This window comes from Comamonas sp. (genome assembly GCF_036643215.1).
Classification (GTDB): Bacteria; Pseudomonadota; Gammaproteobacteria; order Burkholderiales; family Burkholderiaceae_C; genus Comamonas.
On the sequence record NZ_JAVXSJ010000036.1, the window covers coordinates 1 to 23,732 of the forward strand.

Genomic DNA, 23,732 nt, shown 5'->3' on the forward strand with positions numbered 1-23,732 from the left:
ACTCGCTAGTACCTGAAACTAGTGCGTCTACCAATTCCGCCACCTGGGCTTTCAGGGAAGCTCGTATTGTAGCGCAATTTCTTGCGTTCAATCCGAATCTTCAAATTTTCTTGAGATGCCGTAGAGCTGTAAAAACCATCTGAATGTCAGAATGTTTTTCAAGTTTATCTAAACCTTGGTTGGTTGTCGTTAAACTTGGTGCCCAGGAGAGGACTCGAACCTCCACGGAGTTACCCGCTAGTACCTGAAACTAGTGCGTCTACCAATTCCGCCACCTGGGCATCTCAGGAAAGACATAGATTGTATATCAAGAAAATGAACCCTCGCGAAAAAGTTGCCGGTATGAATGAAGAAGTTTTGGGCACTGTGCAGGGCCACCGCGACGGGCATGGCTTTGTCGTTCGTGACGATGGCGAGCGTGACATTTACCTTCCATCCAGCGAGATGCGTGCGGTGCTGCACAAGGACAAAGTTCAGGTGCGCATTGCGCGTCAAGATCACCGTGGCCGTCCCGAAGGGCGTGTGCTGGAAATTGTGGAGCGCCCCGACCAGCCCATCATTGGTCGCTTTTTGCAGGAGAGCGGCGTGTGGCTGGTCGCCCCTGAAGACAAACGCTATGGTCAGGACATTCTGATTCCTGCCAAGGCCACAGGCTCGGCCAAGGTCGGGCAGATCGTGGTCGTGAAGCTGACAGAACCGCCTGCGCTGTTTGGTCAGCCCGTGGGCCGCATTGTTGAAGTGCTGGGTGAGGTTGATGACCCCGGCATGGAAATTGAAATTGCGGTGCGCAAATACGGCGTGCCGCATATCTTTTCAGAAGCTTGTCTGGAGCAGGCCAAGGCCTTGCCCGAGAAGGTGCTGCCCGCTGATCACGCAGGGCGCATTGACCTGACAGATATTCCTCTGGTCACGATTGACGGCGAAGACGCGCGCGACTTTGACGATGCCGTGTATTGCGAGCCTGCCAAGGTGGGCAACAGCAAGGGTTGGCGTCTGTTAGTAGCGATTGCAGATGTGAGTCACTATGTGACCACGGGCAGCGCCATTGATATAGATGCCTACGACCGCGCTACCAGCGTCTATTTCCCGCGCCGCGTGATTCCTATGCTGCCGGAAAAGCTCAGCAACGGGCTGTGCTCGCTCAATCCTGATGTGGATCGTCTGTGCATGGTCTGCGACATGTTGATCACGTCGCAGGGCGAAATTCACGCCTATCAGTTCTATCCGGCGGTCATGCACAGTCACGCGCGCTTTACCTATACCGAGGTGGCGGCTATTTTGGCCAATACCCGTGGTCAGGAAGCTGCCAAGCGCAAAGACCGCGTGCAAGATCTGCTGAATCTGTATGGCGTCTTCCAGTCGCTGCTCAAGGCACGCGAAGTGCGCGGCGCGGTGGACTTTGAGACCACAGAAACGCAAATCGTCTGCGACGACAACGGTCGCATCGAAAAAATCATTCCGCGAACCCGCAATGATGCGCACAAGCTGATTGAAGAAGCCATGCTGGCGGCCAACGTCTGCAGTGCTGACTTTATCGATCAGAGCGGTCAGCTGGGTCTGTTTCGTGTGCACGACAAGCCTTCGATGGAGAAGCAGGAAATCCTGCGCAACTATCTCAAGGCCATGGGGGTGAGCATGAGCATCAGCGAGAATCCGACCACAAAGGAGTTCCAGCAGATTGCCGCGGCCACCAAGGATCGCCCTGACTCCCAGCAGATTCACACCATGCTGCTGCGCTCCATGATGCAGGCCTTCTATACGCCGGAAGGCTCGGGCCACTTTGGCTTGGCGTTTGAGGCCTATACCCACTTCACAAGCCCGATTCGTCGCTACCCCGACCTGTTGGTGCACCGTGTCATCAAGGCGGAGTTGAATGGCACGCATTACAAGTTGCCTAACTTGCCAGAGCCTGGCGAAGCCGAGGCCAAGATGGCTAAGCGCCTCGCGTCGCGTGTGGTCGCACCTGATCAAAAGCCGCGCAAGAAGCGCTCTGCAGCCAAGGACTTTCAGGCTTGGGAAGCTGCGGGTCTGCACTGCAGTGCCAATGAGCGCCGCGCCGATGAAGCCAGTCGTGATGTGGAAGCCTGGCTCAAGTGCAAATACATGCGCGAGCATCTGGGTGAAGAATTCTCGGGTGTGGTTTCTTCGGTCACTACTTTCGGCATCTTTGTGACGCTGGATGCCATGTATGTGGAGGGGCTGGTGCACATCACCGAGCTGGGTGGCGATTACTTCCGTTTTGATGAGGCGCGCCAGGAGTTGCGCGGCGAGCGCACAGGAGTGCGTTACGGCATTGGCGCGCGAGTGCGCGTGCAGGTCAGTCGTGTAGATCTGGATGGCCGCCGCATTGACTTCCGTCTGTTGCGTGACGGGGAAGATGCACCGGTGCAATTGCCCCGCAGCAACAGTGCAAGTGGTGCCGCTAAGAGCAACGGCAGTGTTGGTCATGGTGGCGGTGCTCGTACTCAGGGTAAGGATGACGGCCGTGGTCGCCGCGAAAACCGTGGCGGACGCGATGGTCGTGACGGCCGGGATAACCGTGAGCCACGTGCACCGCGCGATGAGCGTGGTAGCGGTGATAAGTGGAGCCGCCGGGATGCCAAGTCCAACCGTGCGCAGCGCAATGCAGCCCAGTCGCCCGCCCCAGCGCGAGCCCCCGAGCAGAACAAGAGCTGGAAAGATCGCAAAGAGGCTCAGAAGCCTTTGCACGAAAGCGTGAATCTGGCGGCGCTGGAAGCTGAGTATGACCGCGAGCGTCGGGCAGCCAAGCTTGCACCTGTGGTGGTGCAGCCTTCTGCTCCAGCAGCGGTGCCCGCCCCGGCAGCGGTGCCTGCCCCAGTCGCCAGCAAGCCGCGCAAATCTGCGGCTAAGGTTGCCGCGACGGTAGTTAAGCCAGTAACTAAGGCGGAAGCTAAGGCAACAGGCAAGTCCGCGCCTAAAAAGAAGGTTGCAGCTTTGCTGGCACCTTCCGCTCCTGTGGCGTCCGCTGTATCTGCGGAACCTGCCAAGGCCGCTAAACCTGTAAAGGCGACAGCCAAGGCAACCGCTAAAACGGCGACGAAGACTTCTGCGGGTGAGACTAAAAAAGCCACTGAAAAAGCGCCTGCTAAAACGCCTGTGAAGGCGGCAGCAAAGCCTGCGGCTAAGGCGGCGTCAACTAAGGCAGCTTCAACCAAAGTAGCTTCAGCCAAGGCAGTTTCGACCAAGGCGGCTCCCGTCAAAGCGGCATTGGCCAAGGCCAAGCCTGCAGCCAAGACTAGCAAGCGCAAGACTGAGTCTTAATTAGTCCTGTATTGATAGCTAAAAGGCCTTGCCAGATAACGGCAAGGCCTTTTTTTATTGAGTGCTGCGAACACAACTCTTGCTATAGCGCTGCATTGCCTTGTCGTCCTTTTGTACTGTCTGTAGCTTCGCGCCTTGTCGCAGCCAGAAACCTTGGGTTTACTGGGTTGTGTTGGCCACTCTTACTGCTTGAGATGCATGGCCAGCGCACTGGCGCTGAAAGGTCGATCTGCAGGCCATTGATCTGCAGTGTGGCCGTGTTTGAAGGTGCCTTGAATGGCTGCTTCGTCAGCATTGCTGCCTTGCGCCCATAGCGCGCCGATCAGCCCGGCAAGCACATCGCCTGTGCCGCCCGTAGCCAAACGAGGGTTGCCGCTGGAATTGATCCAGATTTGCCGCTGAGCATTGGCAATCACCGTGCCTGAGCCCTTGAGCAAGGCTGTGCACTGAAATTTTTGCGCCAGTTGCAGGCAGGCCTGCAGGCGGTTGGCTTGAATGGCGGCTGTGCTGGTTTGCAGCAGGCGCGCGGCTTCGAGTGGGTGGGGCGTCAATATCGTGGGTTGCTGGCGCGCTGCGCGTGCAGTCAATTGCTGGGCCAGCGCAGGGTTGGCTGCAATGGCGTTGAGGGCGTCGGCATCCAGTACCAGTTGTGGGGCTTGCTCCAATATGTGCGGCAGCCATGCTTGCACGGCTTCGCCACCTCCGCAGCCGCAAACTACCGTAGGCTGGCTCCAGTCCTGGGTAGATGGTTGGCGCAGCATGATTTCTGGCCAGGGGGTAATGCCTTGAGGGTGTGACTCATCGAGAAGAGCCAACATGACGCGACCTGCGCCGCTGTGCAGGGCTGCAAGTGCAGCCAGCCATGCGGCGCCCGTCATGGAAAGGCCGCGCTGGCTCAGGCCTTCGCCGCCTAGCACGGCGACATCGCCAAAACTGCCTTTGTGGCTGGTGTGCTGGCGGCGCTGGGTCTGCAAACTGGCAATGGTGCGGAGATGTGCCAGGGGTGGAGGAGTGGATGCGTCCGCCCGATGGCGGGCAATGCCGCAACCCAGGTCATCCCACCAGATTTGCCCGCAGGCATCTCGGCCTTGTGCTGTAAACAGGCCGGGCTGCAATGTCAGCAGAGCCAGCGTGTGCCACTGACTTGGGTGGCTAAGGGGGTGGGGTGCAAACTCCGGCAGATATTGGCCGGTATCTGCATCAAGGCCTGAAGCAATGTCGACGCATAGCACCGGGCAAGCGCATTGGGTGATTTGCTCGAGTAATTGCTGCAGGCGCTGGTGTGCGTCTGAGGGCTTGCGGCCAGCGTGAGGCTTAAGGCCTATGCCCAGTAGTGCATCTATGCACAGGTCTTGCGGGCTCAGGTCACTGGGGCAGTTGTTGACCCAGCGCACGCCTGCTTGCTGGGCTTTGTTCCAGGAGATTTGTGCATCTGCTGGCAGTTGGCTGGGCTCGCGCACTTCGCTGACCATGATGCGCGTGTGCGGTAGCCGCGCTTGGAGTTGAGCGGCAGCCTCAAGCCCATCGCCGCCGTTGTTGCCGGGGCCGCAGGCAATCCAGATGCGCTGTGCATGTGGGGCGATGGCTGTGGCCAGTCGTGCAATGGCAAGGCCTGCGCGCTCCATCAAGGTGTGGGGTGGCAGGCGGCTTGCGCAGGCTCGCTCTATCTGGTGGGTGGCTGCGGTGCTGAAAAGCGGCCAGCCTTGATTGCCAGAGATGGATGCGGGAGGAGTGTCGAGGGAGGAAATGCGCAGCATGAATTGAGCATAGCGTCAGGCTGCATATTTCTGAAATTTGATATGTTTTATGCCGATAGCGCTTTATTGATAAGCGCTAGCAGCTATCAAAATAGTAGTTAATTTGAATTCAAAACAGCTTCAATGCCTGCGCTGATGTTCAACACGTCATCGTCGTGCAGGGCCGCGTGCCAGACCATCAGGCCCATGGGCAGTTCGTCGGCGTTGTGGCAGGGTAGTGACAGGGCGCAGCCATCCAGCATGTTGACCACGCTGGTGTTGCGCAGCAGCAGACCGTTGACGCGCACAAATTCTTTATCACGCTGGGCATCGGCTGCGATATCTTTGCCATCGGCTGGAGCTACCGAGGCAATGGTGGGCGCCGCGATGGGGGTGGTGGGTGATAGCAGGGCATCGTACGGTGCGATGGCGCTTTGCATCTGGGCGATCCAGTTTTTGCGGGCGGCCAGCAAGTCCAGATAGTCGGCCGCACTCATGCGAGCGCCGCGCTCTATGCGGGAGCGCACGCGCGGGTCGTACAGCGCCGCTTTTTCGGGGTCTTGCAGAAAGTGGCGGTGCCAGGCATAGCTCTCGGTGGGCGAGAAGCCGCCGATGACGTTGACGCGGTCCAGCTCATGCAGCTCTGGCAGATCAATCCACTCAATTTGTGCGCCTGCGGCTTGCAACTGCGCAATGCTGCGATCAAAGGCGGTGCGAACGGCGGGCTCGATGTCATCAAAAAACACGGCACGGGGTACGGCCAGGCGCCATTGGCTCAGGCCGCGATCATCCTTGGCGACCTTGCAGTCGGCCAGAATTTCATGAATCAGCACGGCATCACGCACGCTACGGGTCAGGGCGCAGGCGGTGTCCAGTGTGGGGGACAGAGGCACTGCACCATCGGTAGGCACCAGGCGCGCGGTGCTTTTGAAACCCACCAGGCCATTGAGCGCAGCGGGAATGCGAATGGAGCCGCCAGTGTCTGAGCCGAGTGCTGCCCATGCAGCCCCGCTGGCGACGGAGACTGCTGCGCCAGACGAAGAGCCGCCAGGAATGCGCGCCGGACGCGAGGGTGCCAGTTGTGGATTGGCGGGGTGGCGGGCATCGAGTGCGGCGGGTGTACCAAAGTGCGGGTTGACGCCCACGCCTGAGAAAGCGAACTCCACCATGTGTGTGCGGCCGATGATTGCGGCGCCTGCGGCAATCAGGCGGGCAACGGCGGCGGCATCGGCCTGGGCTACAGGGGCATCCTGCAGCACGAGTGAGCTGGCTGCACTGGTTGAGTTCTGGGTATCAAACAAGTCTTTGACGGAAATAGCCAAGCCCGCCAAAGGGGCTGTTGCTGGTGTTTCTGCGGCGGCCCAGCGAGCTTTGTCAAAAAAAGTCTGGCTGAAAACATGGGCGCACAGAGGGCTTTGCGCGGCTGCGATGCTCATTTGCATGAGGTTTGAGGCGCTGTTGCGGCCTTCGCGAATCTCAAGAGCTGCGTGACTGAGGTCGAATTGCATGGCAGTGTGCTAAAATTTTGCGGCTTTGCTAAGGGTTAGTCCGTGAGGGGTAACTTGAAAAGCTCTGAGGGTGGTTGATGCAGCGGCGCTTTTGCCTGCTACAGCTCTCGCATTCAGGTCAGCAAGGCAAATAGCAAACCGGCCTATTCAAGGTGTTGCGGCTTCCCGTTTATGGGGCGCTGCAATCGTTGGGCCGGATTTTAGACCCAACCTTTGAGGTAATTAACATGGCAGTAACAATGCGCGAGATGCTGGAAGCCGGCGTCCACTTTGGTCACCAAACTCGTTTCTGGAATCCCAAGATGGCTCCGTTCATCTTCGGTGCCCGCAACAAGATTCACATCATCAACCTGGAAAAGTCGCTGCCGATGTTCCAGGACGCCCAGAAGTTCGTCAAGCAATTGACAGCTAACGGCGGCACCGTTCTGATGGTCGGTACAAAGCGTCAAGCCCGCGAAATGGTGGCTGAAGAGGCTAAGCGCGCTGGCGTGCCTTTCGTCGACCAGCGCTGGTTGGGCGGCATGCTGACCAACTTCAAGACCGTGAAGACTTCTATCAAGCGTCTGAAGGACATGAAGGCTCAGCAAGAAACTGGCCTGGAAGCTATGTCCAAGAAGGAACAGCTGATGTTCGTTCGCGAACTGGAAAAGCTGGAGAAGGACATCGGCGGCATTCAAGACATGAACGGTCTGCCCGACGCCATCTTCGTGATCGACGTGGGCTTCCACAAGATCGCTATCGCTGAAGCCAAGAAGCTGGGCATTCCTCTGGTCGGCGTGGTTGACACCAACCACAACCCCGAAGGTATCGACTACGTGATCCCTGGTAACGACGACTCCGCCAAGGCAGTCGAGCTGTACGCCCGCGGTATCGCTGACGCGATCCTGGAAGGCCGTGAAGCCCGTCTGAACGACGTGGTGAAGGCAGCTGCTGGCGACAACGGCGACGAATTCGTGGAAGTGGAAGCGTCCGCCGCCTAAGCGAAGTCCGGCTGCGCGACCGCATCGCGAAAAAAAGCGGGGCTCTAAGTAGCCCCGTTTTTTTAGCCGAAATCCTGTAACGAATCGAACTGATACTGGAGAAATACGATGGCAATTACTGCAAGCATGGTCGCTGAACTGCGCGCCAAGACCGACGCCCCCATGATGGAATGCAAGAAGGCTCTGACTGAAGCTGATGGCGATATGGCCAAGGCTGAAGAGCTGCTGCGCGTCAAGCTGGGTACCAAGGCTGGTAAGGCTGCTTCCCGCGTGACCGCTGAAGGCGTTGTGACTGCTTTCATCGACGGCGGCAAGGGCGGCCTGATCGAAGTGAACAGCGAAACCGACTTCGTGTCGAAGAACGACAGCTTCCTGGCCATGGCTAACGCCGCTGCCAAGCTGGTCGCTGAAAACAACCCCGCAGATCTGGAAGCTCTGGGCGCTATGGCCTACGAGCAAGACGGTTTCGGCCCCACTCTGGAAGACGTGCGCAAGGGCCTGATCGGCAAGATCGGCGAAAACATGTCTTTCCGCCGCTTCAAGGCCTTCAACGGCTCCGTGGCTGCTTACGTGCACGGCACACGCATTGGCGTGGTTGTCGAGTTCGAAGGCGACGCTGCTGCTGCCAAGGACGTGGCAATGCACGTGGCCGCCATGAAGCCCGTGGCTCTGACTTCCGCTGACGTGCCTGCCGATCTGATCGCCAAGGAACGCGCTGTGGCTGAAGCCAAGGCTGCTGAATCCGGCAAGCCTGCTGACATCGTCGCCAAGATGGTTGACGGTTCCGTGCAGAAGTTCCTGAAGGAAGTTTCCCTGGCTGACCAGGTCTTCGTGAAGGCTGCTGACGGCAAGCAAACTGTGGCTCAGATGCTCAAGGCTGCCAACACAACCGTGAAGGCATTCACCATGTTTGTGGTGGGCGAAGGCATTGAGAAGAAGACTGACGACTTCGCTGCTGAAGTGGCTGCCCAAGTGGCTGCAGCCAAGGCTGGCGCTTAAATCTAAGCCTTAGCAACAATCGCGGCCTTGAGCCGCGATTGATTTATTCCCCTCCCGTTTTCATACTTATTTAATTTCCATCGGAGAAACACCATGTCCAACGCCAAACCAGCCCACAAGCGAATCTTGCTCAAGCTGTCGGGGGAGGCGTTAATGGGAGATGACCAGTTCGGCATCAACCGTGCCACGATCGAGCGCATGGTGTCTGAAATCGGGGAAGTGACCAAGGTGGGTGTGCAAGTCGCCGTAGTGATCGGTGGCGGCAACATCTTCCGTGGTGTGGCAGGTGGCTCGGTCGGCATGGACCGCGCAACGGCCGACTATATGGGCATGCTGGCAACCGTGATGAACGCGCTGGCTCTGGCTGATGCCATGGACAAGCAGGGCATGACCGCCCGTGTGATGTCTGCGATTGCGATTGAGCAAGTGGTTGAGCCCTACGTGCGCCCCAAGGCGCTGCAGTACCTCGAAGAGGGCAAGGTTGTGGTGTTTGCCGCAGGTACAGGCAACCCCTTCTTCACCACCGATACAGCCGCTGCGCTGCGCGGTGCCGAAATCGGCGCTGAAGTGGTTCTGAAGGCCACCAAGGTGGATGGCGTGTACACGGCCGATCCCATGAAGGATTCCACAGCGACTCGCTACGACAAGCTGGCTTTTGATGAAGCCATCTCCCGCAATCTGGGCATCATGGACGCTACCGCTTTTGCGCTGTGCCGTGACCAGAAGCTGCCAATCCGTGTGTTCTCCATCGTCAAGCCCGGCGCACTCCTGCGCGTGGTCATGGGTGAAGACGAAGGCACTCTGGTGTACGCTTGAGCGTTTGCCGCCTACTGCCCGCAAAGGAACAAGAACATGACGATTGCTGAAATCAAAAAGAACACTGAAACCAAGATGGGTCAATCCATCGAGGCTCTGAAGAACAACCTCTCACGCGTGCGTACAGGTCGTGCCAATCCCGCACTGCTGGATACGATTCACGTGGAGTACTACGGCTCCATGGTGCCCTTGTCCCAGGTGGCTAACGTGTCCCTGCTGGATTCGCGCACCATTAGCGTGCAGGTCTGGGAAAAGCCCATGGGCGCCAAGGTGGAGAAGGCTATTCGCGAAAGCGATCTGGGTCTGAACCCCGCATCGCTGGGTGACCTGATCCGCGTGCCCATGCCTCCCATGAGCGAAGAGCGCCGCAAGGAAATGACCAAGCTGGCTCGCAACGAAGGCGAAAACTCCAAGATTGCGATTCGCAATCTGCGTCGTGACGCCAACGAAAGTGTGAAGAAGCTGGTCAAGGACAAGGAAGCCTCTGAAGATGATCAGAAGCGTTCTGAAGCTGACATCCAGAAGATCACCGACAAGCACATTGCCGAGATCGACGCGCTGGTGACTGCCAAAGAGCAGGACATCATGGCGGTCTGAGGCTTGGCCACAGGACTTGCACTTTTGACATCCTCAAAAAACGGCGCGGTTCCGCGCCATATCGCCGTCATCATGGACGGCAATGGGCGGTGGGCCAAGCGTCGACTGCTCCCACGCCTTGCGGGTCACAAGCAAGGCGTGGAGTCCCTGCGCCGCTGTGCTCGCGCTTGCGTAGAGCGTGGCGTGCAGGTTCTCACGGTGTTTGCGTTTTCTTCCGAGAACTGGAATCGTCCGCAGGAGGAGGTCTCCGGCCTCATGAGCCTGCTGGCATCGGCTCTGGCCAAGGAAGTCGCGCAACTCAGTCGTGATGGCGTGCGTCTGTACTTCGTGGGTGACCGCCAAGGCTTGAGCGACAAGGTGCGCGCAGGTCTGCAAGAGGCGGAGCGCACCACGGCGCACAACACGCGCCTGATTCTCAATGTGTGCTTCAACTACGGCGGTCGCTGGGATATTGCCCAGGCCGCGCAAAAGTTGGTGGCGCAAGGGATAGAGCTGACGCCCGAGAATCTGGACCGAGCCATGGCTCTGGCGCATGTGCCGGACCCGGATCTGATGATTCGCACCGGCGGTGAAACCCGCATTAGCAACTTTCTGCTCTGGCAAGCTGCCTACACCGAGCTGTTCTTCAGCAATGCCCTGTGGCCCGAGTTTGATGAGGCTGCACTGGATGAGGCTATTGCCGTGTTCAGTGGTCGTGAGCGGCGTTTTGGCCAGACTTCAGAACAAATTCAACCATCGTCCGCCGTCACTCAGACGGTTTAACTACAAGAGGTGCCATGCTCAAGCAGCGCGTCATTACCGCCTTGATTTTGCTGGCCATCCTGTTGCCCGCATTGTTTTATTCGGGCAGCAGCGTGCCATTTGCCGTGCTGATGCTGGTGTTCATGGCGGCCGGTGCCTGGGAGTGGGGGCGCCTCAATGGTTTTGGGCAGACCGGTTCTCTGGTGCTGGGTGCCATCTGCACCGCGATGTGCGCAGGCTCCTGGTGGGCGGGCTGGCTTGACCAGTCCTTGACGACTGTCTGGCTGATTGCCGGTGCCTTGTGGGTGCTCGGCGGCGTGCTGATGCTTCGTGCAGGCGTAGCCGGCTGGCCGCATATCCCGTCGGCAGTGCGTCTGGTAGGTGGTGTGCTGGCTCTGTGGCTGTCGTGGATGGCGGTGGTGCAGGCCCGCAATATTGGTATCAATTACCTGATGTCGGTGTTGGTGCTGGTCTGGGTGGCCGACGTGTTTGCCTATTTTGCGGGCCGCACCTTCGGACTCAAATTCACCAAGAACAAATTGGCGCCCTCCATCAGTCCCGGTAAAAGCTGGGAAGGTGTGTGGGGCGGCATGCTGGGGGTGATTGTTCTGGCTCTGGTCTGGAGCTGGGCTGATCGCCACTATGGGGTCAGCGTTCCTAGTTTCTATTCGGTGCTGCAGTCGCGCGGGCTTTGGTTCCTGCTATTGGCTGCAGTGTTTATGGCTGCGATGAGTGTGGTGGGCGACCTGGTCGAATCCCTCATTAAGCGCAGCGTTGGTGTCAAGGACAGCAGCGGCTTGCTGCCCGGCCATGGTGGTGTCCTGGATCGCATTGATGCGCTCCTGCCCACGCTGCCGTTGGCGATGATGCTCTCATCCTTTGTGCATCCATGAAACAGAAAATCACGGTTCTGGGCTCTACCGGTTCTATCGGAACCAATACCCTGGATGTGGTGGCGCGCCACCCTGATCAATACGAAATTTTTGCCTTGAGCGCTTCCACGCAAGTGGATCTGATGCTCAAGCAATGCGCCCAGTTCAAGCCGCGCTTTGCGGTGATGGCTAGCGCACCTCATGCGCAGCAGCTGGCTGAGAAAATCAAGCAAAATAGGCTTGTAACGCAAGTACTGCAAGCGCAAGATGCTCTTGAAGTAATAGCGTCTCATCCCGATGTCGATGCCGTGATGGCCGCGATTGTGGGGGCAGCGGGTCTGGCACCCTGCTTGGCGGCGGCCAAGGCCGGCAAGCGCCTGATGCTGGCCAACAAGGAAGCTCTGGTTGTTGGCGGTGCTTTGTTCATGGATACCGTCAAGCGCCATGGCGCGACGCTGCTGCCGATTGACAGCGAGCACTCGGCCATCTTCCAGTGCTTGCCTGAAGACAGCAGCACCTGGGCTGATCGCGTTGATTCCTTGTTGCTGACCGCATCAGGTGGTCCGTTCCGCCAGCGCGATCCGGCAACTCTGTCTCAGATCACGCCCGAGCAGGCCTGTGCTCACCCTAACTTCTCCATGGGCCGCAAGATCTCGGTGGACTCTGCCACCATGATGAACAAGGCGCTGGAAGTGATCGAGGCGCGCTGGTTGTTCGACATGGCGCCGGAGAAAATCAAGGTCGTTATCCATCCCCAGCAGATCGTGCACTCCATGGTGCAGTTCAAGGATTCATCCGTGCTGGCGCAACTGGGTACGCCCGATATGCGCGTGCCTATTGCCTGTGGTCTGGCCTGGCCGGAGCGCATTGCCAGCGGCACGCCCGTGCTTGATTTTGCCAAGCTGGCTGCGCTGACCTTTGAAGAGGCTGATGCTCAGCGCTTCCCCAGTCTGCACCTGTCCTGGCAGGCGCTGCGCGCACCTGAAGGTACAACCACGGTGCTGAATGCGGCCAATGAAGTCGCGGTGGCTGCATTCCTGGATCGCCGCTTATCGTTTGACCGCATTCATGCGGTGAATCTGCAGACGCTTGAATCTGTGCAGCCCGGCGCAGTCTCCACTCTGGAAGACTTGATGGCTCTGGATGCACGTGCGCGAGAGCGCGCTGGTGTTATTGCCCAGCAGTGGGCTTGCTGATCTGCTGCAAAGTATTGGGTAAGTGCAAGATATGCGTGGGCGGCGATTGAACTTGCCGCTCATTGCGCACTCCAAACTGACATTCGAATAAAGGAGTTCAGGTGCTGCTGACTGTTGTCGCTTTTGTTGTGGCTCTTGGAATTCTGATCGCGGTGCACGAGTGGGGGCACTACCGCGTGGCGGTCGCCTGTGGCGTCAAGGTATTGCGCTACTCCGTGGGTTTTGGCAAGCCTTTGCTGAGCTGGACCAGTAAAAAATCTGGCACCGAATATGTGGTGGCTGCACTGCCGCTGGGTGGCTATGTGCGCATGCTCGACGAGCGCGAAGGTGACGTTAAGCCCGAAGAAAAACACCTCGCTTTCAATAACCAGCCCCTGCGCTCCCGTGCACTCATCGTGGCTGCGGGCCCTGCTGCCAATCTGGTGTTGGCCATTGCTTTGCTGGCAGCAGTGAACTGGCTGGGCATGAGCGAGCCCGCTGCACGACTGGCGGCTCCACCTGCTGGGTCGTTGCTGCAAACGGCGGGCGTGCAGAGCGGTGAATGGGTGCAAAGAGTCTCTGTCGGCGGCCAGGAATGGCAGCCTGTGCGCGCTATGGGCGATTTGCGCTGGCTGGTGACCACGGCGGCGATTGAAGGTGAAACGCTGCAGCTGGAAGTTGTGCAGCAACCCAATGGCGCTGCTCGCGTGGTGCCGTTGAATCTTGCTGCTTTGCAGCAAAAAGAGCCTGATGCCGCCTTCTTTGAAAAAGTCGGCTTGCAGGGCGCCTGGAGCAGCCCAGTCATTGAAGATGCGGTTGCTGGTGGCCCGGCCGATAAGGCGGGACTGAAAAAGGGCGATGTCATTATCAGCATCAATGGCCAGCCAGCGCTGGATGGTGCGCAGGTGCGTGCTGCCATTCGTGCTTCTGGCGCCGCAGGTCATGTGGATGTGCAGACCTGGGTGATTGAGCGTGCTGGGCAGCGCATCACTTTGCAAGTTCAGCCAGAAATTGTGGCTGGTAAGGAAGGCCAGCCTGCAAGCGCCCGTGTGAATGCGTTTATCGGCAGCCAGCCCGAAATGGTTCAGGTGCGCCGCGGCTTCTGGGATGGCTTGGGTGCTGGTGTGCAGAAGACCTGGGAGCTGTCTTCCATGACGCTGCGCATGATGGGCCGTATGGTGATTGGTCAGGCCTCGCTCAAAAATATCAGCGGCCCTTTGACGATTGCCGATTACGCTGGAAAGTCTGCCAGCATGGGTCTGGTTCAGTACTTGTCGTTTCTCGCACTCATCAGCATCAGTTTGGGCGTTCTCAACCTGCTACCATTACCCGTTCTCGACGGTGGGCACCTGATGTATTATCTTTGGGAAGGCGTGACGGGGCGGAGCGTCTCCGATGTCTGGGCCGAAAGGCTGCAACGCGCAGGCGTGGCAGTAATCCTGTTGATGATGTCAATCGCCTTTTTCAACGATATCAATCGGCTCTGGGGCTAACTTTTACCGCTACGGTAGGCCGCACTCGCGGCGATTTCCACTCATGAAAAAACATTTCAATCGCTTGGGCATGCGCTCTGCAACTGCCTTGGCTGCTATGGTTTTAGCTGCGCAGGCAGCATGGGCACTGGAGCCCTTCAAGGTTCAAGATATCCGCGTCGAAGGCTTGCAGCGTGTAGAGGCTGGTACGGTCTTCGCATCCATGCCCTTGCGCGTGGGAGATGACTACAACGACGAAAAGGGCGCAGCCGCTATTCGCTCGTTGTTTGCTCTGGGTCTGTTCAAAGACATCCGTCTGGAAGCCAATGGCAATGTGCTGGTTGTGGTCGTTGAAGAGCGCCCCACCATTGCCGAAGTGAACTTTGCCGGCACCAAGGAGTTCGACAAGGACACCTTGACCAAGGCCATGCGCGATGTGGGTCTGGCTGATGGCCGCCCATTCGACAAGGCGCTGGCAGACCGTGCGGAGCAGGAGCTCAAACGTCAGTACATCAACCGCAGCCTGTACGGCGCGGAAGTGGTGACGACGGTGACGCCTATTGAGCGCAACCGTGTGAACCTGACTTTCACTGTCTCCGAAGGTGACCCTGCCAAGATCAACGAAATTCATATCGTTGGTAACAAGGCATTCAAGGAGTCCACACTCAAGGAACTGTTCGATCAGGACACCGGCAACTGGATGAGCTGGTACACCAAGTCGGACCGTTATGCCCGCAACAAGCTCAATGCCGATCTGGAGTCTCTGCGCTCCTACTATCTGCAGCGTGGCTATCTGGAATTCCGTGTGGAGTCCACACAGGTTGCCATCTCGCCAGACAAGCAGAACATTGGCTTGACCGTCAATGTGCACGAAGGCAATCAATACGTGGTTTCCGGCGTGAAGCTGGACGGAAACTTCCTGGATCGTGACGATGAGTTCAAGTCTCTGGTCAAGATCAAGCCCGGTGAGCCCTACAACGCCGACCAGGTTTCTGAAACCATCAAGGCTTTTACCGACTATTACAGTAACTTTGGCTTTGCCTTTGCCAAGGTTGAAGCGGTGCCTGAAATTGATCGCGCCAATAATCGCGTGAACATCGTCCTGCAGGCCCAGCCTTCGCGCCGCGCCTATATTCGCCGTATCAGCGTCAGTGGCAATAACAAGACTCGCGATGAAGTGATTCGCCGTGAATTCCGCCAGTTCGAAGCGTCCTGGTATGACGGCCAGAAAATCAAGCTGTCGCGTGACCGCGTTGACCGTTTGGGCTTCTTCACGCAAGTGGATATTGAAACGCAGGAAGTACCGGGCTCGCCCGATCAGGTTGATCTGATGATCAATGTGGTTGAAAAGCCCACAGGCTCGATTCAGCTGGGTGCCGGTTTCTCCAGCGCTGAAAAGGTTTCGCTGTCTTTTGGTATCAAGCAGGAAAACGTTTTTGGCTCCGGTAATTACCTGGGCCTGGACGTCAATACCAGCAAGTACAACCGCACCATGGTGGTTTCGACCACCAATCCGTATTTCACGGATACAGGCATCTCGCGCACTTACGATCTGTACTACCGTACAACGCGCCCTTACTATGATGACGCTGCTTACAAGATCATCACCAAAGGCGCAAGCGTGCGCTTTGGGGTACCGTTCAGTGAGGTGGATACCATCTTCTTTGGTGCCGGTGTTGAAGGCAATGAAATCAGGCCTGGTTCGTATATGCAAGGTGTCTACAGCGAGTATTGCGGCGGTACGGCTACATCCAATACGGGTTGCTCCAAGACGGGTATTCCTCTGACTTTGGGATGGTCTCGTGATAATCGTGACAGCGCGCTGGCACCTAATGCCGGTCGTTATCAGCGCCTGAATCTGGAAGCGTCTTTCCTCAGCGATATGCGCTACATGAAGGCCAATTACCAGATCCAGCAATACATTCCCCTGAACAAGAAGTACACGATTGCGCTGAATGGTGAACTGGGCTGGGGTAAGGGTATTGGCGGAAATCCATATCCTATTTTCAAGAACTTCTATTCTGGTGGTCTGGGATCGGTGCGTGGCTTTGAACAAGGCTCGCTGGGTCGCCGTGATAGCGTGAATACGAATCTGGCGCTTGGCGGTACACGCAAGCTGACTCTGAATGGTGAATTCATGGTGCCGTTTCCCGGCGCTGGCAATGACAGAACCCTGCGTTTGTTTACATTTGTAGACGTGGGTAATGTATGGGCGGAAGGTGAGAGCATGGAGTTGAACTCCCTGCGTGCCTCCACAGGTATCGGTATTAGCTGGATTTCGCCTTTGGGCCCCCTGCGTTTGGCTTATGCTCAGCCTATTCGCAAGGAAACCGGCGATAGAATCCAGAAACTGCAATTCCAAATCGGAACATCTTTCTAATGAAATCTCTCTCTAGCCATCTTTCTCTGGCTGTGCTGCTGGGCGCAATGGCCGTCTCTGCGCATGCACAGGAATTCAAGGCAGGTTTTGTGAATACGGATCGTATCTTCCGTGAAGCATCTGCAGCCAAGGCTGCCCAAGCCAAGCTTGAGCAGGAGTTTTCCAAGCGCGAAAAAGAACTGGTCGATCAAGGCAACACCTTGAAGACTGCTTCGGACAAGTTCGAGCGTGAAGCTCCTACGATGGCTGAAAGCCAGCGCGCTTCGCGTCAGCGTCAGCTGGTGGATCAGGATCGTGAATTCCAGCGTAAGCGTCGTGAATTCCAGGAAGACCTGAACGCCCGCAAGAACGAAGAACTGGCAACAGTTCTGGATCGTGCGAACAAGGTGGTTAAACAAGTTGCCGAAGCTGAAAAGTACGACGTGATCCTGCAAGAAGCTGTGTATATCAACCCCAAGTTTGATATCACAGACAAGGTGATCAAGACTTTGAACGGCGCAAAGTAATCTCAAGGATACTTTTGTGAGCGTTCTATTGGGGCAAATTCTCGATGCGCTCGGCGGAGAACTGGTGGGTGGCGATCGCGAGATGACTATTTCTCGCATCGCCCCACTGGACTCCGCAGACCATGGTGATCTGAGCTTTTTAAGCAATCCCCGCTATCGCCAGCAACTGGCCGCCTCTCAGGCGGCTTGTGTCATTGTGGCTCCTGCTCTGCGTGATGAAGCGGCGCAGCGCGGTGCTTGCATCGTCACGGCTGACCCATATGCGTATTTTGCACGGGCCACCCAGTGGTGGAAGGCGCATCAGCAAGGCGGAAAGCTGCAAGGCATTCATCCCACGGCCGTTGTCGATGCGTCTGCACAAGTACATGCAACGGCCTATGTCGGGGCGCTGTGTGTGGTGGAAGCGGGCGCAGTGATTGGCGCAGATACAGTGCTCAAGTCGCGCGTCACCATCAGCAATAGCTGTGTGGTGGGCGAGCGCTGCATTGTGCATGCTGGCGTGGTGATTGGTGCGGACGGCTTTGGCTTTGCACCCTCGGCAGGTCAGTGGGAAAAGATTGAGCAGCTGGGCTGCGTGCGCATTGGCAATGATGTGGAAATTGGTGCCAACACCTGCATAGATCGCGGGGCACTGGATGACACCATCATTGAAGACGGCGTCAAGATTGATAATCTCGTACAAATTGCCCATAACGTGCACATTGGTGCGCATACGGTGATTGCTGGCAATACCGGTATTGCGGGCAGTGCTCGCATCGGCAAGCGTTGCCAGATTGGCGGCGCAGCAAATATTCTGGGGCACTTGACGATTGCGGATGGAACGGTGATTTCACCGACTTCCATGGTCACTCGTTCTTTGCCCAAGGCAGGTTTTTACACAGGCATCTTTCCGTTGCAAGAAAACGAGCAATGGGAAAAGAACGCTGCAACATTCAGGCAGCTGTATACGCTCCGTGAGCGCATCAAAAAGCTTGAACAAACGCTGGCTGAGGGTCAGCGAAGCAACAACGGAAATTGATGATGGATATTCAAGAAATTCTCAAGCAACTGCCTCACCGCTATCCCTTCCTCCTGGTGGACCGGGTGCTGGAGCTTGAGAGCAACACTCGCATCAAGGCGATCAAGAACGTCACGTTTAACGAGCCGTTCTTCACAGGTCACTTCCCTGGTCGTCCCGTCATGCCTGGCGTGCTGATTCTTGAAGCCCTGGCGCAGGCCGCAGGCCTGCTGGCCTTTGATGCCATGGGTCAGGTGCCCGATGAAAACAATATCTACTACTTCGTGGGTATTGATTCCGCACGCTTCAAGCGCCCCGTGGTACCGGGAGATCAGCTGGCTCTGGAAATCACCATCGACCGCGTGCGCGGCGGCATCTGGAAGTTCAACGCTGTCGCCAGCGTGGACGGTGAAGTGGCGGCTGAAGCACAACTGATGTGCACCATGCGCCACGTGGGATAAGTATTGATGGCGTCAGCGAGTTTGATTCACCCCACTGCAGTTATTGACCCTGCGGCGCAGCTTGATACCTCGGTATCGGTGGGGCCTTATGCCGTCATCGGGCCGGATGTGCGCATTGGTGCCAACACCAAGGTGGGGGCGCATTGCGTGATCGAAGGTGCGACCACCATTGGTTGCGACAACCAGATTTTCCAGTTTGCGTCGCTGGGTGCTCAGCCCCAGGACAAAAAGTACGCAGGCGAGCCCACGCGGCTGGTGATCGGTGATCGCAACACGGTGCGCGAGTTTTGTACCTTCAATCTGGGTACGGCGCAGGACCGCGGCGAGACCACGATCGGTGACGACAACTGGATCATGGCCTATGTGCATATTGCTCACGATTGCATCGTGGGCAAAAACACCATTTTGGCCAACAACGCCACGTTGGCGGGTCATGTGCATGTGGATGACTGGGCCATATTGGGCGGCCTGACGGGTGTGCATCAGTTCACCCACATCGGTGCCCATGTGATGGCGGGTTTTGCCAGTCATATTTCTCAGGATGTGCCGCCCTTCATGATGGTGGACGGCAACCCGCTGGCAGTGCGCGGCTTCAATGCCGAAGGCCTGCGTCGCCGTGGTTTTACGCCGGAGCGACTGGCAGCCGTCAAGCAAATGCACAAGTTGCTGTACCGCCAGGGCTTGACGCTGGAAGCGGCCAAGCAGGCGATTGATGCCATGAAGGCTGATAGGCCCGAGGCCGTGCAGGATGTAGAGCGCATGCAGGCCTTTTTGACTGCGTCGACACGCGGTATTGCGCGCTGAGTACGCCTCACGCACTGCAAAACTGATAGCGGCTAGCGCCGCTTCTACCAAAGATTGAGACGTGAATAGCTCTGAAACCTCCAACCAGATAGCGCAAGCTGCTGCAGACTCCGTAGCGCCCAGCATTGCCATGGTGGCGGGTGAGGCTTCGGGCGATTTGCTCGCCTCCTTGCTGCTCGATGGCCTGCGTCAGCGCTGGCCCGATGCAACGTCGATGGGCATTGGCGGCGAGAAGATGCAGGAGCGTGGCTTTGATGCGTGGTGGCAGTCCGAGCGACTGGCCGTGCACGGCTACAGCTGGGAAGTACTGGCCCGCGTGGCTGAGTTGCTTGGTATCCGCAAAAAGCTGCGCCAGCGCCTGATTGCGCACCCGCCCTCGGTCTTTGTGGGGGTGGATGCGCCGGACTTCAATCTGGGTCTTGAAACCAAGCTGCGCGAGGCAGGCGTTAAAACCGTGCACTTCGTCTGCCCCTCCATCTGGGCCTGGCGTGCTGATCGCATCGAAAAGATCCGCCGTGCGGCTGACCATGTGCTGTGCATCTTTCCGTTCGAGCCAGAGTTGCTGGCCCAGCACGGCATTGAGGCGACCTATGTAGGTCACCCGCTGGCTCAGGTCATTCCGCTGCACCCCGATCGCGCTGCGGCGCGTGCCCGGCTGGGTTTGCCTGAAGAGGGCTTGGTGCTGGCTTTGCTGCCCGGTAGCCGCCGCTCTGAAGTGCGCTATATCGCTTCCGGCTTTTTCAAGGCTGCAGCGCTGGTGCAGAAAGCGCTGCCAGCTACAAAAATCGTAGTGCCTGCGGTGCCTTCCTTGTTCGAGGAAGTCAAACGCATTGCTGCTGAGGCTGGCATGGCGGACAAGGTGCTCATCGTCAAGGGCCGGTCCCACGATGTGCTGGCCGCCTGCGACTGCACGCTGATTGCCAGCGGCACCGCCACGCTGGAGGCCGCGCTTTACAAGCGCCCCATGGTCATCAGCTACAGCATGCACCCCTGGAGCTGGCGCCTGATGAAGCGCAAGCAGCTCCAGCCCTGGGTGGGGCTGCCCAATATTCTGTGCGGCGATTTTGTCGTGCCCGAGTTGCTGCAAGACGCCGCAACCCCCGAGGCACTGGCGCAAGCCGCACTGGGCTGGCTCAGAGCCAGCCAGGATTCTCCTGTCACCATTGAAGCGCTGGTTGAGCGCTTCACCGCGCTACATCACGAACTGCGCCGAGATACTGCCGAACTGGCTGCCCATGCGATCGAAAAAATCATTGCCTCCCCTGCTGCTTGAGCAAGATAACCTGCCCTGGCATCCGCCCGGGCTGGTTGCAGGGGTGGATGAAGCTGGGCGCGGCCCGCTGGCGGGCCCGGTGGTGGCGGCGGCCGTCATTCTGGATGACATGAAGCCCATTGCGGGCCTGAACGACTCCAAAAAGCTCACGGCCAACCGCCGCGAGGTGCTGTATGACGAAATCCGCGCCAAGGCGCTGTGCTTTTGCATAGCGCAGGCTTCGGTGCAGGAAATTGACGAAATCAATATTCTTCAGGCCACGATGCTGGCCATGCGCCGCGCGGTGATGGGCTTGCGCCTCAAGCCCGTGCTGGTGCTGGTCGATGGCAATCAGCTGCCGCAAATTGATGTGCAGGCCGAGGCCATCGTCAAGGGCGATTCGCTGGTGCAGGCGATTTCGGCAGCGTCCATTCTGGCCAAGGTCACGCGTGACCGCTGGTGCGAGCGGCTGGATGCCCAATATCCGCAATACGGCTTTGCAGGTCACAAGGGCTATGGCACGGCGGCCCACCTTGCGGCGCTGCGCACCCATGGCGCGACGGCAGAGCATCGCCGGTCTTTCTCGCCGGTGGCGCAAGTCTTGCTGGCCGGGCAGGTGTGCGAGGGTGGCATGGCGCTGCCTGTGCTGTGCGAGACGGGGATCTCGGGCGTTACCTCCACTTTGCAGATGTCGCAGGTGTCGCTGTACGCCTAACGTAAACCTGAGTGCGGCACAGGGCTGGCTCAGGCGCTTTATCTTCAGATCATTCAAGCTCGGCAGGCATGAGCAGGCCGGGTTTTCTTTTTTTATCCAGAGGTTGACATGACTGCACGCCCTCAAGTCACGGAAATTCATTCGCGCGACAACGCTTTCGTCAAAGAGCTGCGCCGCCTCTCGCAAGACAGCACTGCCTATCGCAAGCAGGGTCAGGTCTGGCTCGAAGGCGACCACCTGTGCCGCGCTGCACTGGCGCGTGGTTTGAAGCCTAAAACTGCTGTCTTTGCGCAGTCTTTTTGGCCTCAAGCGCCCGAGGAATGGGCGCAAGCAGCTAGTAAAGTCATAGTGATGGCTGATGCGCTGTTCGATGAAATCAGCAGTCTGGAATCCCCCGCGCGCATGGGCTATGTGATGGACTGGGATGCAAGTGTGCAGGTGCAGCCCGGCGTGGCCACCGTGCTGCTCGATCGCGTGCAAGATGCGGGCAATGTGGGCTCCATCTTGCGCAGTGCGGCGGCCTTTGGTTTTACGCAGATCGTGGCACTCAAGGGTACGGCTGCGCTGTGGAGTCAGAAGGTGCTGCGCGCAGGCATGGGTGCGCACTTTGGTCTGCATCTGGTGGAGGCGGCTTCGATTGAAGATGTCCAGTCGCTGGGCGTGCCGCTGATAGTGACCAGCTCTCATCAGGGGACATTGATTCATGAAGCCAATCTTCCCTGGCCTTGCGCATGGGCCATGGGTCATGAAGGGCAGGGCGTTGGCGATGCCTTGATGGAGATGGCAGCGCATCGCATCAGCATTGCTCAGCCGGGGGGTGAGGAATCACTCAATGTGGGTGCGGCAGCTGCAATTTGCCTGCATGCAAGCAGCGTAAGCATGCTCCTGCGAAGAGGGTAATCCCGAGGCATTTCAAGGGGCTGTAGCCGACCACCCCTATAATGGGCGGCTTTCAAGCATTCCTTCATACGCCTAGCGACGCTTCCTCGCCATTCCCTGCAGACAAAATGTCCCAGCACACATGCCGGGGCTTCGTTGGGCGTAACCGTAATTAAAAAACCGGAGAACCCTGTGCTTTTGTCTCTCAAGGGAAACTTCCCATCCGCCATTCTGGCGCTCGCAGACGGCACGGTCTTTATTGGCAACTCGATTGGTGCGCAAGGCACCACCGTTGGTGAAGTCGTTTTCAACACTTCGCTGACTGGCTATCAAGAAATCCTCACTGACCCCAGCTACTGCCAGCAGATCGTGACACTCACGTATCCGCATATCGGCAACTATGGCGTCAACTCCGAGGACGTCGAGGCTGACAAGATCCATGCCGCAGGTCTGATCATCAAGAACCTGCCATTGCTGGCCAGCAACTTCCGCAGCGAGCAAACGCTGTCGGAGTACCTGATTGCTGGCAACACTGTGGCTATTGCTAACATCGATACCCGCAAACTCACACGTCTGCTGCGAGATCAAGGCGCACAAAACGGTGCGATCGTGGGTCTGGCTGCCGGCGAAGCCGTGACGCAGGCCAAGATCGACGAAGCTGTTGCCGCTGCCAAGGCCGCCCCCAGCATGAAGGGTCTGGACCTGGCCAAGGTTGTGACCACGGACAAGTCCTATGCATGGACTGAAACCGAGTGGAAACTGGGCCAAGGCTACGGCAAGCTCGAAGCACCCAAGTTCAAGGTCGTGGCCTATGACTTTGGCGTGAAGAAGAACATTCTGCGCATGCTGGCCGAGCGTGGCTGCGACGTGACCGTCGTGCCCGCCCAGACCTCTGCCAAGGATGTGCTGGCGATGAACCCCGATGGCGTGTTCCTCTCCAACGGCCCTGGCGACCCCGCACCTTGCGACTACGCTATTGCTGCTGCACAAGAGATCATGGCTGCCAAGATGCCTTTGTTTGGTATCTGCCTGGGTCATCAGATCATGGCCCTGGCCTCCGGTGCCAAGACCTTCAAGATGCAAAACAGCCACCACGGTGCCAACCATCCTGTGAAGGATCTGGACTCCGGTCGCGTCAGCATCACCAGCCAGAACCACGGTTTTGCGGTGGAAGTCGAGTCGTTGCCAGCCAACACCCGCGCCACGCACATCAGCCTGTTTGACGGCACGCTGCAAGGTCTGGAGCGCACCGATGTGCCCGCCTTCTGCTTCCAGGGTCACCCCGAAGCATCGCCCGGCCCCAACGATATCGGCTATCTGTTTGACCGCTTCACAGCGCTGATGGAGAAACACAACAATGCCTAAGCGCAACGACCTCAAAAGCATTCTGATCATTGGCGCCGGTCCCATCGTGATCGGTCAGGCCTGCGAGTTTGACTACTCCGGCGTGCAGGCCTGCAAGGCCCTGCGCGAAGAGGGTTACAAGGTCATCCTGATCAACAGCAACCCTGCCACGATCATGACCGACCCCGCGACTGCGGACGTCACCTACATCGAGCC

Annotated in this window: 21 protein-coding genes and 1 tRNA gene; 19 read left to right on the forward strand and 3 right to left on the reverse strand. The window is 58.0% G+C overall.

The window, feature by feature from the left end:
• Positions 1–196 precede the first annotated feature (196 nt).
• Positions 197–281, reverse strand: a tRNA-Leu gene (locus RSF91_RS17350).
• 61 nt (positions 282–342) lie between these two features.
• Between RSF91_RS17350 and rnr the strand changes: the two genes are divergently transcribed.
• On the forward strand, positions 343–3,282 hold the full coding sequence (rnr, locus tag RSF91_RS17355; RefSeq protein ID WP_442878883.1) for a ribonuclease R: 2,940 nt from the start codon (positions 343–345) through the stop codon (positions 3,280–3,282).
• Between the two features lie 182 nt (positions 3,283–3,464).
• Here rnr and RSF91_RS17360 read toward each other — a convergent pair whose 3' ends face one another.
• Both RSF91_RS17360 and RSF91_RS17365 read right to left on the reverse strand, forming a co-directional pair.
• Positions 3,465–5,039 carry an NAD(P)H-hydrate dehydratase gene (locus tag RSF91_RS17360; RefSeq protein ID WP_332569597.1) on the reverse strand — a complete coding sequence of 525 codons (1,575 nt, stop codon included), beginning with the start codon at positions 5,037–5,039 and terminating at the stop codon, positions 3,465–3,467.
• Between the two features lie 98 nt (positions 5,040–5,137).
• On the reverse strand, positions 5,138–6,526 hold the full coding sequence (locus RSF91_RS17365; protein WP_332569598.1) for an amidase: 1,389 nt from the start codon (positions 6,524–6,526) through the stop codon (positions 5,138–5,140).
• Positions 6,527–6,753: 227 nt separating this feature from the next.
• On the opposite strand from RSF91_RS17365, the gene rpsB reads away from it, so the two are divergent.
• From rpsB to RSF91_RS17455, 18 genes are all read left to right on the forward strand, one after another.
• Positions 6,754–7,506 carry a 30S ribosomal protein S2 gene (gene rpsB / locus RSF91_RS17370; protein ID WP_332569599.1) on the forward strand — a complete coding sequence of 251 codons (753 nt, stop codon included), beginning with the start codon at positions 6,754–6,756 and terminating at the stop codon, positions 7,504–7,506.
• 108 nt (positions 7,507–7,614) lie between these two features.
• A complete protein-coding gene (tsf, locus tag RSF91_RS17375) occupies positions 7,615–8,505 on the forward strand; it encodes a translation elongation factor Ts (RefSeq protein ID WP_169106826.1) in 891 nt (296 codons plus the stop codon).
• A 93-nt stretch (positions 8,506–8,598) separates the two neighbouring features.
• On the forward strand, positions 8,599–9,321 hold the full coding sequence (gene pyrH / locus RSF91_RS17380) for a UMP kinase (protein ID WP_332569600.1): 723 nt from the start codon (positions 8,599–8,601) through the stop codon (positions 9,319–9,321).
• A gap of 36 nt (positions 9,322–9,357) precedes the next feature.
• On the forward strand, positions 9,358–9,918 hold the full coding sequence (gene frr, locus RSF91_RS17385; protein WP_099736387.1) for a ribosome recycling factor: 561 nt from the start codon (positions 9,358–9,360) through the stop codon (positions 9,916–9,918).
• Positions 9,919–9,942: 24 nt separating this feature from the next.
• The gene (gene uppS, locus RSF91_RS17390; protein ID WP_332569601.1) at positions 9,943–10,680 is read left to right on the forward strand and encodes a polyprenyl diphosphate synthase; all 738 of its coding nucleotides are present in this window, start codon (positions 9,943–9,945) and stop codon (positions 10,678–10,680) included.
• A 14-nt stretch (positions 10,681–10,694) separates the two neighbouring features.
• The gene (locus RSF91_RS17395; RefSeq protein ID WP_332569602.1) at positions 10,695–11,552 is read left to right on the forward strand and encodes a phosphatidate cytidylyltransferase; all 858 of its coding nucleotides are present in this window, start codon (positions 10,695–10,697) and stop codon (positions 11,550–11,552) included.
• Entirely contained in the window at positions 11,549–12,727 is a 1,179-nt protein-coding gene (gene ispC, locus RSF91_RS17400) for a 1-deoxy-D-xylulose-5-phosphate reductoisomerase (RefSeq protein WP_332569603.1), read from the forward strand. The genes RSF91_RS17395 and ispC overlap by 4 nt, the downstream gene beginning before the upstream one ends.
• A gap of 101 nt (positions 12,728–12,828) precedes the next feature.
• Positions 12,829–14,199 (forward strand): RIP metalloprotease RseP, encoded by a 1,371-nt coding sequence (rseP, locus tag RSF91_RS17405; RefSeq protein WP_332569604.1) that lies wholly within the window; start codon positions 12,829–12,831, stop codon positions 14,197–14,199.
• A 43-nt stretch (positions 14,200–14,242) separates the two neighbouring features.
• The gene (gene bamA, locus RSF91_RS17410; protein WP_332569605.1) at positions 14,243–16,558 is read left to right on the forward strand and encodes an outer membrane protein assembly factor BamA; all 2,316 of its coding nucleotides are present in this window, start codon (positions 14,243–14,245) and stop codon (positions 16,556–16,558) included.
• Positions 16,558–17,064 carry an OmpH family outer membrane protein gene (locus RSF91_RS17415; protein WP_099736393.1) on the forward strand — a complete coding sequence of 169 codons (507 nt, stop codon included), beginning with the start codon at positions 16,558–16,560 and terminating at the stop codon, positions 17,062–17,064. Before bamA ends, RSF91_RS17415 begins: the two co-directional genes overlap by 1 nt.
• A 16-nt stretch (positions 17,065–17,080) precedes the next feature.
• Positions 17,081–18,082, forward strand: coding sequence for a UDP-3-O-(3-hydroxymyristoyl)glucosamine N-acyltransferase (gene lpxD, locus RSF91_RS17420; protein ID WP_332569606.1), 1,002 nt, complete (start codon positions 17,081–17,083; stop codon positions 18,080–18,082).
• Complete coding sequence (fabZ, locus tag RSF91_RS17425) at positions 18,082–18,522, forward strand: 3-hydroxyacyl-ACP dehydratase FabZ (RefSeq protein ID WP_099736395.1); 441 nt, start codon at positions 18,082–18,084, stop codon at positions 18,520–18,522. Before lpxD ends, fabZ begins: the two co-directional genes overlap by 1 nt.
• A 6-nt stretch (positions 18,523–18,528) precedes the next feature.
• Positions 18,529–19,326 (forward strand): acyl-ACP--UDP-N-acetylglucosamine O-acyltransferase, encoded by a 798-nt coding sequence (gene lpxA / locus RSF91_RS17430; RefSeq protein WP_332569607.1) that lies wholly within the window; start codon positions 18,529–18,531, stop codon positions 19,324–19,326.
• A 130-nt stretch (positions 19,327–19,456) separates the two neighbouring features.
• The gene (gene lpxB / locus RSF91_RS17435) at positions 19,457–20,599 is read left to right on the forward strand and encodes a lipid-A-disaccharide synthase (protein WP_332569613.1); all 1,143 of its coding nucleotides are present in this window, start codon (positions 19,457–19,459) and stop codon (positions 20,597–20,599) included.
• Entirely contained in the window at positions 20,562–21,293 is a 732-nt protein-coding gene (rnhB, locus tag RSF91_RS17440; protein ID WP_332569608.1) for a ribonuclease HII, read from the forward strand. Before lpxB ends, rnhB begins: the two co-directional genes overlap by 38 nt.
• A 108-nt stretch (positions 21,294–21,401) precedes the next feature.
• Positions 21,402–22,193, forward strand: a complete 792-nt coding sequence (locus RSF91_RS17445; protein WP_332569609.1) for a TrmH family RNA methyltransferase — start codon at positions 21,402–21,404, stop codon at positions 22,191–22,193.
• Positions 22,194–22,364: 171 nt separating this feature from the next.
• On the forward strand, positions 22,365–23,537 hold the full coding sequence (gene carA / locus RSF91_RS17450) for a glutamine-hydrolyzing carbamoyl-phosphate synthase small subunit (protein WP_332569610.1): 1,173 nt from the start codon (positions 22,365–22,367) through the stop codon (positions 23,535–23,537).
• A partial coding sequence (locus RSF91_RS17455; RefSeq protein WP_332569611.1) for a carbamoyl phosphate synthase preATP-grasp domain-containing protein occupies positions 23,530–23,732 on the forward strand: 203 nt, incomplete at its 3' end. The genes carA and RSF91_RS17455, both read left to right, overlap by 8 nt.